The sequence below is a fragment of the Pseudomonas sp. K8 genome (assembly GCF_014889455.1).
GTDB lineage: Bacteria > Pseudomonadota > Gammaproteobacteria > Pseudomonadales > Pseudomonadaceae > Aquipseudomonas > Aquipseudomonas veronii.
Genome location: NZ_VJWO01000046.1, coordinates 37,079 through 48,477, shown reverse-complemented (window position 1 = coordinate 48,477; position 11,399 = coordinate 37,079). Strand labels below are relative to the sequence as shown.

At 51.4% G+C, this 11,399-nt stretch carries 12 protein-coding genes and 1 tRNA gene; 10 read left to right on the top strand and 3 right to left on the bottom strand.

Going from position 1 to position 11,399, the window contains the following annotated elements; genetic code table 11:
- Positions 1–115: 115 nt before the first annotated feature.
- The 10 genes from INT12_RS24495 (at position 116) to INT12_RS24450 (ending at position 10,297) form a co-directional block, all read left to right on the top strand.
- Positions 116–964, top strand: a complete 849-nt coding sequence (locus INT12_RS24495; protein WP_193041169.1) for a Mu transposase C-terminal domain-containing protein — start codon at positions 116–118, stop codon at positions 962–964.
- A gap of 50 nt (positions 965–1,014) precedes the next feature.
- Positions 1,015–1,737 carry an AAA family ATPase gene (locus INT12_RS24490; RefSeq protein ID WP_193041170.1) on the top strand — a complete coding sequence of 241 codons (723 nt, stop codon included), beginning with the start codon at positions 1,015–1,017 and terminating at the stop codon, positions 1,735–1,737.
- Between the two features lie 682 nt (positions 1,738–2,419).
- A complete protein-coding gene (locus tag INT12_RS24485) occupies positions 2,420–3,610 on the top strand; it encodes a hypothetical protein (RefSeq protein WP_193059054.1) in 1,191 nt (396 codons plus the stop codon).
- Positions 3,611–3,881: 271 nt separating this feature from the next.
- The gene (locus INT12_RS24480) at positions 3,882–4,439 is read left to right on the top strand and encodes a hypothetical protein (protein WP_193059053.1); all 558 of its coding nucleotides are present in this window, start codon (positions 3,882–3,884) and stop codon (positions 4,437–4,439) included.
- A gap of 357 nt (positions 4,440–4,796) precedes the next feature.
- Complete coding sequence (locus tag INT12_RS24475) at positions 4,797–5,171, top strand: Mor transcription activator family protein (RefSeq protein ID WP_193040846.1); 375 nt, start codon at positions 4,797–4,799, stop codon at positions 5,169–5,171.
- Positions 5,171–5,770 (top strand): hypothetical protein, encoded by a 600-nt coding sequence (locus INT12_RS24470; protein ID WP_193040845.1) that lies wholly within the window; start codon positions 5,171–5,173, stop codon positions 5,768–5,770. The genes INT12_RS24475 and INT12_RS24470 overlap by 1 nt, the downstream gene beginning before the upstream one ends.
- Positions 5,771–5,798: 28 nt before the next feature.
- The gene (locus INT12_RS24465) at positions 5,799–6,182 is read left to right on the top strand and encodes a hypothetical protein (RefSeq protein WP_193040844.1); all 384 of its coding nucleotides are present in this window, start codon (positions 5,799–5,801) and stop codon (positions 6,180–6,182) included.
- 136 nt (positions 6,183–6,318) lie between these two features.
- Complete coding sequence (locus INT12_RS24460) at positions 6,319–8,652, top strand: phage tail tape measure protein (protein WP_193040843.1); 2,334 nt, start codon at positions 6,319–6,321, stop codon at positions 8,650–8,652.
- A 36-nt stretch (positions 8,653–8,688) separates the two neighbouring features.
- On the top strand, positions 8,689–9,426 hold the full coding sequence (locus INT12_RS24455; protein ID WP_226926296.1) for a phage protease: 738 nt from the start codon (positions 8,689–8,691) through the stop codon (positions 9,424–9,426).
- A gap of 310 nt (positions 9,427–9,736) precedes the next feature.
- A complete protein-coding gene (locus tag INT12_RS24450; RefSeq protein WP_193040842.1) occupies positions 9,737–10,297 on the top strand; it encodes a hypothetical protein in 561 nt (186 codons plus the stop codon).
- Positions 10,298–10,590: 293 nt separating this feature from the next.
- Here the strand turns inward: INT12_RS24450 and INT12_RS24445 are convergent.
- The 3 genes from INT12_RS24445 to ihfA form a co-directional block, all read right to left on the bottom strand.
- Positions 10,591–10,667, bottom strand: a tRNA-Pro gene (locus INT12_RS24445).
- Between the two features lie 90 nt (positions 10,668–10,757).
- The gene (locus INT12_RS24440; RefSeq protein ID WP_003174972.1) at positions 10,758–11,114 is read right to left on the bottom strand and encodes a MerR family transcriptional regulator; all 357 of its coding nucleotides are present in this window, start codon (positions 11,112–11,114) and stop codon (positions 10,758–10,760) included.
- Positions 11,095–11,397, bottom strand: a complete 303-nt coding sequence (gene ihfA / locus INT12_RS24435) for an integration host factor subunit alpha (RefSeq protein WP_193059052.1) — start codon at positions 11,395–11,397, stop codon at positions 11,095–11,097. Before ihfA ends, INT12_RS24440 begins: the two co-directional genes overlap by 20 nt.
- Positions 11,398–11,399 lie beyond the last annotated feature (2 nt).

Sequence of the window (11,399 nt, the reverse complement as noted above, 5' to 3'; positions counted from 1 at the left end):
CGGCGACAGAGACTTCAGACTAACAATGCAAACCTGCGTCGCTGCGCTCCGACTGCCCGGCCGGATGAGCGTGGAATAGGTGGCCGGATGTTGGTGGGCTGGGTGGCCGGATGGCGTGGAATGCGCAACAAAGGTGCATCGGATTGGCCGCAAAGAACTGCGCGAAACTGGAAAAACATCCCTAATTCCAACCTTCGCCGAGTTCATGTCTGGTGTCGAGTATGAGATTGAAACCTACAACAACCACCCGCACAGGGGGCTGGCAAAGTTCCGCGATACGCTGACGGGCAAGATTCGTCACATGAGCCCAAATGAGGCATGGAGCGCAGCCATTGCCGCTGGCTGGGAGCCGATTGTGGCACCTGCCGAGTTGTTAAATGAACTGACACGCCCGCAAGTTATCCGTCCGACACGTCGCGGCGAAGTTACCTGGGCTGGAGAAACCTATTTTCTGGATGCTTTGCGTAACTTTCACGGCGAGCAAATCCGCCTGGCATACGACGTGCGCGACTCATCCCGCATTTGGGTCCGTACGCTAGACGGCGAGTTAATCGGCGAAGCAAGCCTCGACGGCAATGCATGCGACTACATGCCGAAAACCATGATTGAAAAGGCGTACGACAAACGCGAGAAAGGCCAGGTGAAACGCGCAGTGGACAAGCTGGAAACGCTGACCGGCAGCCGTGTAGAAATGATCACTACCTCTCCTGCTCTATCCGCCGACCTCAGCGCCGAGCAACTGGCCGACGCCCAGCGATTTGCCGCAAGCCTTACGCCTCCCAAAATCAACAGATTTGAATTACCCAATGACCCGATTGGTAGGTATCGACTGTGGGAAGCACTCAACAGGCGCCTCCAAGCCGGGGAGATCCTTAACGCAGAAGAAGGTTTATGGCATGAGCGATACCCGCACCATCTCGACTTTACCGCCATCAAGCGGATGTATGAGCACACCAACTCGTAGGGCCATTGCCAAATGGCCGATAGCACTAAAACAGCATGGAGAGGCCCGGAATGAGCGCACCGAAGATAGTCCCCCTGACGAACGTCGGCTTGCTGGCCAGCGCACTTGAGCGTGCTATGGCCCGACCATCCAACTTACCCGGATTAGTAGTGATGTACGGTGCTAGCGGCCTAGGCAAAACCGTGGGAGCGACATTCGCCGCGAACATCTATCGCGCCTATTACATCGAGTGCCGGGACACTTGGACCAAGAAAGCCTTCCTCGCTGCCATTTTGCGAGAAATGACAATAGTGCCAAGCCGCACAATGTCCGAGATGGTTGATCAAATCGCAGATCAACTATCACGAAGCGGACGCCCTCTCATCGTCGACGATGCACAGTATCTTCTAGAAAAAGCAGCAGCCAATGTTCTGACCGACATTTATAACGCCAGCCACGGGACCATTGTTCTGATCGGAGAAGAGCGCGTACCGCTCAGCCTAGCCAAGCTTGAACGCTTACATAACAGGGTCTTAGAGTGGGTGCCGGCGCAACCTGCGACACAGGAAGATCTGCGAACGTTGTCAACCGCCTGCTATCCACACCTCCAGATTCATGACGACCTTCTTGAGGATCTGCGAAAAGCCGTGCGTGGCTGCCTACGTCGTGTGGTGGTGAACCTTTACCGCCTTCAATCAGAAGCCCAAGCGTTCGGCTGGGACTCAGTTGATAGCGTGCAGTGGGGAGAACGTGGCTGGTTCACCGGTGAGGCACCATTACGGAGAACGCTCTAATGGGCATTGGCCGGAAGCCTGCGCACATGGTCATTCAGGACGGTAAAAGCAATCGTCAGCGTGTGTGGGAAGCGATTAGAAAGCATCCTGAGGGTATTAGTTGTTACACCATCAGTCGGCGCACTGACCTCAACGATGAAACTGTTCGAACATACGTAAGCAGCCTAAGGAAAGCTGGCTATCTGGAACGCGGCGACGGTGTTGGGGATCAAGCAGAGTTCCAGCTAGTTCGTGACGTGGGCACTGAGGCTCCCCGGATTCGACTGGACGGGACGCCAAGCCAACAAGGTCGCGGCACGGAAGCAATGTGGCGTACGCTCAGAATGCTGGACGACGTCAACGCGACTGAACTTGCGATGTACGCCAGCACAGCGGCGCCAACTAGCATTGCCACAGCAAAAAACTATCTCAAGTGGTTGAACTGGGCTGGCTATCTTTCCGTGGTTACACCAGCACAGCCAGGTAGGCAAACACGCTATTGCCTTGCGCTTGGTATGTACACAGGGCCAATAGCACCGATAATTCAGCGGAGCGGGCAGGTCTTCGATGCAAACCTAAACAAGGTAATGTACGCCCGCGCTGCTCGTAACTCAGGTTAGCGAGATGCTATTAGCCATCCCATGCTCGTACCTGATATTTTGGCAGCTTCATAGAAGCTCTGATCGTCATAAGGATGGAGGCCATGCTTGAACGAATTTCAGTTCAGTCGCTGGAAAATTTAATTGATGTATTGAAACAGACCGCGCCAACACTCCCAAAAACCAAGAGACTCACTACCCGCGAACTGGATCTTGTGCAAAGCGGAGTTATTCTCGCAGTCGATTTTGAAGACATGGTATTGGATACTGAGGATCGGGGTGGATATAGACTCTCATCGCTACTCAAAGAGTTAGCAAACTACTTCGAAATTCCAATAAGATATATTTACCACAAGCCTCGCTACGCTAATGGAGAAAATATAGGCTGGCAAGGTTACACCGCACCAGATGCTGTGCACCTTCTAATCTTGCTTGAATCGCTTGGCCTATGCGTTAACCCAGAAAGATTGGTAAACAAGCTGACAACCACGTTAAAACACAAAGATATGCTTACGACGAGCGAGTTAGTAATATGGGAATATCCAAGTCAACGCCACAAATCCAAAATTCACTTAAGGTCAGATATTGATGCTACGCAACATGCATGGGCCGAGCACCGTTTCAAAGGAGAAAACGGATACCGCTTTATTTTAACGCTAATTAACGAAAGACCTTACGAACTAGAAGTTATCGGTCCAAAACAAAAAAATCTCAGACCACGCGTGCAGATCACTTGCGAATATTGCGGCATCAAATATACCAAGGGAGACTTGGAATCTAGCCTCACTCATCGCAGAGAACACGCAAGACTTAAGAGAGTCTTAGAACCTCGCCTGTCCAGCCGATTTTCTAAACGCCTACTCAATCATCCAGATCCCGAATTAGTCGATGACAGTTCTCCTCTTTGGATGCACGACGAAGTCTATGAGCGAGCTCTTCGATTTAAACGAGATTTCAGATACGACTCTTTGCAGTGGGATGGGAATAGTCAACGAAGGGCAACCCCCAACTTTGAAGGACATTTATTCTCCGAGAAGCTCGAATTATTACCAACGGGAAAGATAGTGGGGGCATGCGCATTCTACTGGCGTAAAGATCATTGGACTCTCTACTGGATATGGGTTGCACCTAGCATGCGCCGTACTGGCGTGCTTAGTGCCCGTTGGGCAGCGTTCCTAGAAAGGTACGGTGACTTCGAAATCGAATGGCCTCTTTCTGAGGCAATGACAGGCTTTGTTCTTAAGAACGGAACACCTTGTCAAAAGGCCAACCTGCTTGACCTAGAAAAAAAGTGACTGACGTCAGCCGCTCCTAAAGCCTCAAGAAACTCAAGAGCGCCTACGGTGCTGCTGGCAACCATTTTTTTTCAAAGAGCCACCTGCGTATAGGCCTGGCCAAGATCGTTGTTTCTAACGCGGGTCTAACGCCCTTTACGGCCACCAATACAAGCTGGCGTTCCTGGCACAGCCACATAAATGAATTTAGGGCTGTCGAGCGGCTTGCATCCGGATGGAAGTCACCTACATTGAATGATGGCGCTTTGCCTTGCTTAGGGAGGGGACAGTTATGAAGTTTTCAAGAATACTGCTAGCTATAGGCGTTAGTCAGATTTTGGCTGGATGCTCAGGGCATATCTATGTCATGGACCGCGATCAGGCCGCCCAGAACTTCGGAAGCGAGAAAGATAAGCAAAGATACGTTGGGATTCCTTTTAGTCCCTTGCGAGAAAGAATTCAAACCTACTATTTGGATAGAATCCTAGACAAAGATGGAAAAGTCATTAGGATTTATACCGGCACCTCTGAAGATTCCGAAGCTACAGCTTGTAATCTTGTAGAAATAAAGGAAGCACAGATAGTTCCGGATGTTGACCCACTAAAAACTAGATACATTGCTTACGATCCGGGCTGGCTCGAAACATCAACTTTTGGCATTGAATTAGATAACGGAGTAATTACAAAGGTAAACAGCTCATCAACTCCAGGAGTGAAGGTGGCTGCGGATGCACTTTCAACTATCGTGTCTGCGGTTCGACTAGCAACCAAGGGCGCGCCACTGACAGACGCTACTGATTATGCTTCTTGTACAGCGGGAAGACTTATACGCCCTGCTGAAAAATCTTAAAGTCAACAGGTCGGTGATGAACACCAAGAAATATCAGATTGATTCGAACTTCTACTTCTTCACTCCCGCCCGGAGGCTTTAACCACGTCATGGCTCATTGACCAACATCACTGTAATCAGGTTACACATGTTTTTTTGTGAGGGCGCGCAAAAACCAACATAGCAGAAGCAAAGATACGGTTTCAGCAAGGCTTGATCGGAGTTCACACGACTAACAGGCCCTAGTCCGTACAACCAACCCGAAATGGCACCCCGATAGGTGCCATTTTTTATTTCGGCGGCACGAAAGTTAAATCTAATGAGTTAACTGATACCTTCTTTCATATCGACGAAAGCATTTTGATAGAGGGAAGATATATGCAGCAAGACGAAGGTACTACGCAGAGTAAAACCACCCCCCCTAAATGGGAGGGGACGATGTTAGAGATGCTCGAGGTAGTAGAGCACTCGATCTCAGCACAACCAGATAAGGAACGCTCGCCGCAATCCCTGGCACGCGCAGTAGTTTTAGGACTATGCAGAACCTTCGGCGGTGCGGTTTTTTATTTGCCAATGGGGGCGGCTGCGGAACGGAAGGCGCGGGACTTTGATATTTATACGTCATGGAAGAATAAAGTTCCTATACCTCAACTGGCTAAAGATTACCGCCTAGGCAGTCAGGCTATCTATGAAATTATCGCGCGCGAAAGAAAAGCAGCAACTCTCAAAAATTCTGAGCAAGGTCAACTTTAATGAAACTCACCAATTGCAACCAAACCAAGTTGGATTCAATTCCCGATTTAGCAAAAACTGCACTTGATGCAATCAAAGCATCAAGAGAGCGAATCAATTTAGAGATTGAAAGTATTACCGAGAAGATCGTTTCTGTTGAGAAAGAAAAAAGCAAATCGAAAAACGGGCTTGTGTCCTTGGAAGACTACAGCGCGTTTCTTCTTCAAGAGATTCAGGGGCGTGCGGACAATTACGCGCGCCTTTGGCTAGGCACACGACATTCGTCTCAATCAGGGCGTGCGGCTGGACCTCAACACAGTGTTATGCGCTGGCCAGACTTTGAGCAAACTGAGGTCGGAAAACTGCTAAGCGAAGTACTTAAGCCTGACGTAACAAGTGATGCACTCTGCTTCCTGTTTCCTGACGTGATGCATGATCGACTCATGACATGTCTGCGTACGGGGAGCGAATCCAAATGGGTAAAAGACGGCGAAGTTAACATTGCGAAACGTCGTGACGAACTCCAATCCATTGAAGACCAGATAGACGAGCTTAATGAACAACGAGACAGCCTGTTTCGACAACTCAACGACATTAACAACGCCGTGCAAATACGTTAATTCCATTGCCCCATTCATAGGCCTGAAGATGACTAATCAAGATAAACGCTGGGAAGGCTTGACGATTGATGGTGAATTGTCGGCTGGTGTGTACTACGCCGGTGTAAGACACAAACACTTCACACTGCGTATCCCGATGGCGGGAGACATCATTAATGTACAGATCGAGCATCCCGAGGGAACGATTCACGTCGCCACCTTGGCGATACTACATAAGCAGTTGGTGTCCTTGGGAGATATTCCCCCTGAGGCGCTGACCTATGAGCTGCTGCATGCGGAACTGTCGGAGAGCGATTTGAGCCTCCTAAGTGATGCCGATGAGGCATTGGAAAAAAAGCTCAAGCTGCCGAGCGTGGCAGCAGAGATAGGCGACAAATCGAGCACGTCCTCATCCGGCACGGACATCAATTAAGCGAGATCCATGAAATGTCCCGAGCACAGCTCGGGACGGTGATCGATTTAATTGTGGGTAAACCGAAGACTGGCAAGCGGTATATCAGCCAGCGCCAACCTATTCAGAAAATGAAGAAAAAACCAGGAGGCATATGATGTCGGGTGATCTACGCGTCGCGTTGCGAATTCAGGCGAACTCAGGAAACAGTCGGCGCGAGATCAACGCATTAAATCGTGATCTACGCCAAGCTGGTAAGGACGGCGCTAAATCTCTAACGAACGAAAGCCGAAATGCACAGGTAGCAATCTCTGGCATTGGTCGAGCGGGAGTTGCCAGCTATCGGGCGATCCGTCAAGGCATGCGGGACAGCACGCAAGGTGGCCGTGACTTCCGTACTCAGGTGACGCAAAGCACTGCAAGCATGAAGCAACTTGCGCAAGCCGCACGAGCGGCAGCGACTCAAGTTAAAGAGAATCTGCGGAGCGCTGACCGGGATGGTGTACGTCCTCTAGGTATTGGCGTGGATCGCACCAGTAACAGCTTTCGACAGCTAGCGAGAGCAGCCTCAAATTCTGGTCGGATTATCAAAAATGTTTCGGCTATGGCGCGCATAGAGTTCAACCGCATTAGGGGTGTGATGGCCAGTACCAATGGGATGGTTGCCGGAGCCGGGCTAGGTATTGGCGCCGCAGTATCCTTAGGGTCAGCCGCTCGCACGGAGCGTCAGGTGATCCAGTTAGGCCAAACGGCTGACATGACACCTGCACAGCGCCAGGAATTCAAAACAGAGGCGTTTCGCGTAGCCAAAGCCTATGGCAACGATCCTGATGCAATCCTGTCGGGTGGCGCCGCCTTGTTGGCCGGTGGCCTCAGTCCAAAAGCTGCAAAATCAAGTATTGATGCCATCGGCCAAGCGAATGCACTACGGGGTGCAGATCCTACGGTATTAGCTGGGGTCGGCATGGCAGCCAAAGAGGCTTACGGATTTGATCTTGAGAACCCTAGCGCAATGCTGGAAATACTTCAGAAAATGACTATTGCCGGGGACGCCGCGAAAGCCGAATTGGGTGACCTGGGCGATATTTTCAACAAGGTCGGCGCCAATGCAAGTGCAGCAGGTTTCAAATTTAGCCAGTCTCTTGGCCTAATTGAATCGTTGTCCAACGTCGAGCCCAACGCTGACAACTTGCGCACCATGGTGGGCAATTTTCTCACCGTATTTAACACCGGGTCGTACCAGAAACAAATCACCGAGAAGACAGGAACGGAGTTTTTCAACAAGGACAAGAGTCGTCGGGATCCCTTCGAGGTCATCGCGGAGTTGAAGCGAAAGTACGAAAAAATGCCGAACGATAAGAAGCGTGCAGAGTTTTGGAACGTCGCGTTCAAGAGCATGGATCGTGACGCGGTGTCCGCCTGGCGCTGGATGCTGTCCGGTGATCGTGAGTCCAACATGCACACGATTTCCAGTAAGACCGAGAACGGGGGGCCGATTTTTAATCAGCAACGCAAGGAGAACACCGAGAGTGCCACCGGCACAGCTGGGCGTATGCGGGCCACCTTGCGTGACGCCACGGATCGAATGGCACAGCCTATCAATAAAGCGTTCGCCAGCATGGGTACATACCTTCTTGATGACTTGAACATGTCGGGCGAACAACTGCTTGGCCTGGGCGCGGCGACAGCAGCGGGCAGTTATTACGCTGGGAGAGGCCTCAAGAAAGGAGCTGGGGCGCTACTCAGTAAATTGCCAGGGTTCGATAACCCATTGAACACCCTTAAGGGTATTGCCGTAGGCAAGGCGCTTGAGGAGGCAACTGGTGTTACCTCCGTGTACGTTACTAACTGGCCGAGCAATATGGGCACAGGAATAGGTGACCTAGGGGTCGCGGCGGCAGAGGTACTTGGCGGCAGGGGCAAAGGTGGTGCTATCGCGAGAGTGGTAGGAGCAGTCGGCGCGGGGCTGTCAGCTCGCGGAGGGTCAATGCTGCTGAGAGCCATACCAGGGATTGGAGCGGGATACATGGCATTAGACATGACTCAATATGCGCCAACGGCCTCCCCGCAAGACGACGCCACCAGGCTGTCTCAAGCCGAGCGAAGCAAGATGCTGAATGCCAGCCAGAGAGAATACTACGGCGCCTTCTACCGCAATCGAATGACCCTAAAAGGTCAAAATCCAGATGCCACCGACAATTGGGTCTCGGCTCAAGCTCGACGGCTGGCTCAGCAAGATACCGGCTTGACTGCTCAGGGATCGACAGTAGCGAGCGCGAATGAGTGGGCGCGCAATCAGGCGAATACGTTACTAGGAGGTGCCTTTAGCACTCAGGCTGGAGGCTCCTCACTTGTCGGTTTGAATGAGGCAATTGCTCGATTCAGGGCCGCTCTTGATAAGCCCATTTCATTTGATATACGCCTTGATCGCGAGGAACTGTTCCTAGAGTTTGAGCGCAGAGTCGGAACACAAGTCCGGAGAGGTCAATGACCGAAGATGAGGCTAAACGCTCGGTAGAACTAAAGCATGCATCAACGGCAAAGCCGCTCACGCACGGGAACACATCATATTTTAGGAAAACGTATGCTGGCGAAGGCTTCATTAGATGTAGAGATCACGGCGGGCCTAGTAAACGGACAGGCGCCAGAATGGGTAGAGCTGATTCCTGCTGGCCCAAAGGTCACTGGCCGTGACGGTAGATCATGGGTTTTCGACCAAGGGTCTGCTCAATTGGTCACCAATGCATTTGTTGGTCGATCTATCGATCTTCCTATTGACTGGGAGCATGCCACACAGCGCCGTGCTCCTCAGGGCCAGGATGCCCCCGCAGCAGGTTGGATAACAGTATTGCAACTGCGTATCGGCACGCTATGGGGAAAAGTATCTTGGACACCTCGAGGAAGGGCCCAGGTAGAAGCCCGAGAGTATCGATACCTTTCTCCGGTATTTGATTACGAAACGGAGAGCCGCCGTATCGTGGCCCTCGTGTCGGCAGGATTGGCCAACAAGCCGAATCTTCTGCTCACTGCTCTGAATAATGAGCAGTTCGGCGGGAGCGTCGAACGCCAAGCGACAGCGATGAATGCAGAGGAAAAGCGGGTGGCACAGATGTTAGGCCTCTCAGATTTGGAGTTCACTAATACACGTGATGGAGCCACAGAGACGGCTGGCGGGGCCATCTTGAGTCAGCTAGAGCTGGGCGTAATCCGCGCGTTAGGCGTAGGCCAGGCTGACTACCTCAAGACCAAACTCGAAAGTCTTTAAAGCTAAACTAAATCATGGCTGGCGTTGTTCTAGTATCCCTTTACATCGAAGCCCTTTCTTCTGGGAGCGCTCAAAAGCTCTCAATACGGTTTCGGATATTTTTCCGAATTAATTGTCTCCCAGTTACTGGATAAAGGGTTTTCGACAGAGGCTTGTGTCCCTAATCCTCCACGGAAAGCCTGGCTCCACGCTTATTGAAGCCCCAGAGAGCCAGACCGCCACTGAATGGTGACAGGATAGAGTCATAAAGAGGTACATTAGCTGCGCTATAGTGCTTATCTTGGCAGCCATAATTTTCTGGAGAAGTTACGTGCGTGCTATGCCCGAGACCCTTGATAAGCTTATTTACCTTGACCTTGAGTTCATCTCGCGGAAGTACGAGGAGCTACACGGAATAGATCCAGCAACGAAAACAACCTATCAGGAGGGTGGGAACGCGGGTATCAAAGCGCTTTTTGCGACTGCTGGAATTTCCACCCAAGAATCCCGAACATTCTCGATCACATCGCGACAGATGCTCCAAAGCACGTGGAAACAGTTGCAGGAAAATTATGAAACCTTCAGCTCTTTCGAAAACTACCAAGGAACGAAGCTCGTATGGATCAGCGGCAAGCTGACAGTAGGCCAATGGAAGGCGCGTGGTAGCGAGGTGCCTGGTCATGAGTATTTTGAACTGAAGTTTGACAACGAACGAATGGAATTCCTGACCCAGGAAAGCTACTTTTCAGCAGGTTTCGCCCAGGTTCTTCGTGCATCTCCTGCACTTAAGGGAAATGTCGGAATTCCGGCGCGCTGCCTAGCTAGGGTGATGTGGCACGTTGATGATGCAAAAAACTACGTAGCCTGCCCGTATGTTATTTTCGAAGAGTAAAGGCCATTTGAAGGCAGAAAAGGTATCAGACAGCGCAGTCCCCCTTTCAAGCTAACCTCACCCTCTGAAAAGCAGTGGCGACTATCCGCAACTGCAATTCGGTTGTCATGAATACGGTGCCAAGAGTTGCGCTAAATTCATCGGGACGCGAGCGAATGGGCGGTGCCAAACATCGCGTAAAGTGATGCCAAATCCGACACCAACTTACAGAAGAAAAAGGCCATGGTCACTCGGAAAGTCACTATGGCAGAAACAACAAAGCCGCTAAAAAGCGGCTAAGTCATTGAATAATATGGTCGGGACGGAGTGATTCGAACACTCGACCCCTAGCACCCCATGCTAGTGCGCTACCGGACTGCGCTACGCCCCGACTAGGCGTGTTACTGGGTTCGCTTCGCAATGAAGCGATCAGGAATATACCGCAAGCTTTTGAAATGTGGAAGTATTTTAAAAGCCTGAATCATTTTTTCAGAACCACCAGCACATCTTCGAGTTCGGAGATCATTTGGCGGATCAGTTGCTTGTATTGGGTGGTGTCGTCTTTGGCTTCATCACCGGACATGCGCTGGCGCGCGCCGCTGATGGTGAACCCCTGGTCGTACAGCAATGCACGGATCTGTCGGATCATCAGCACATCCTGGCGCTGATAATACCGACGGTTCCCGGTGCGTTTGACGGGGTTGAGTTGAGGAAACTCCTGCTCCCAATAGCGCAGCACATGCGGTTTTACCGCACAGAGCTCGCTGACTTCACCGATGGTGAAGTAGCGTTTGCCTGGGATGACGGGTAGCTCGTCGTTATGACTTGGTTCCAGCATAAGCCTCAACTCGGGCCTTCAACTTCTGCCCTGGACGACAGGTGACCACACGGCGAGCCGTGATCGGGATTTCTTCTCCCGTTTTTGGATTGCGGCCAGGCCGCTGGCGTTTGTCTCGCAGGTCAAAATTGCCGAAACCGGACAATTTGACCTGTTCGTTGTCTTCCAGAGCGTGTCTGATTTCTTCAAAGAACAACTCGACCAATTCCTTGGCCTCGCGTTTGTTCAGACCCAACTCTTCGTACAGACGTTCCGCCATCTCAGCTTTCGTCAAAGCCCCCATAC

Excerpts from the sequence above, each read along its gene's own strand:
- INT12_RS24490 (WP_193041170.1), top strand. The coding sequence starts at position 1,015 with ATGAGCGCACCGAAGATAGTCCCCCTGACGAACGTCGGCTTGCTGGCC.
- INT12_RS24485 (WP_193059054.1), top strand. The coding sequence starts at position 2,420 with ATGCTTGAACGAATTTCAGTTCAGTCGCTGGAAAATTTAATTGATGTA.
- INT12_RS24480 (WP_193059053.1), top strand. The coding sequence starts at position 3,882 with ATGAAGTTTTCAAGAATACTGCTAGCTATAGGCGTTAGTCAGATTTTG.
- INT12_RS24475 (WP_193040846.1), top strand. The coding sequence starts at position 4,797 with ATGCAGCAAGACGAAGGTACTACGCAGAGTAAAACCACCCCCCCTAAA.
- INT12_RS24470 (WP_193040845.1), top strand. The coding sequence starts at position 5,171 with ATGAAACTCACCAATTGCAACCAAACCAAGTTGGATTCAATTCCCGAT.
- INT12_RS24465 (WP_193040844.1), top strand. The coding sequence starts at position 5,799 with ATGACTAATCAAGATAAACGCTGGGAAGGCTTGACGATTGATGGTGAA.
- INT12_RS24460 (WP_193040843.1), top strand. The coding sequence starts at position 6,319 with ATGTCGGGTGATCTACGCGTCGCGTTGCGAATTCAGGCGAACTCAGGA.
- INT12_RS24455 (WP_226926296.1), top strand. The coding sequence starts at position 8,689 with ATGCATCAACGGCAAAGCCGCTCACGCACGGGAACACATCATATTTTA.
- INT12_RS24440 (WP_003174972.1), bottom strand. The coding sequence starts at position 11,114 with ATGCTGGAACCAAGTCATAACGACGAGCTACCCGTCATCCCAGGCAAA.
- ihfA (WP_193059052.1), bottom strand. The coding sequence starts at position 11,397 with ATGGGGGCTTTGACGAAAGCTGAGATGGCGGAACGTCTGTACGAAGAG.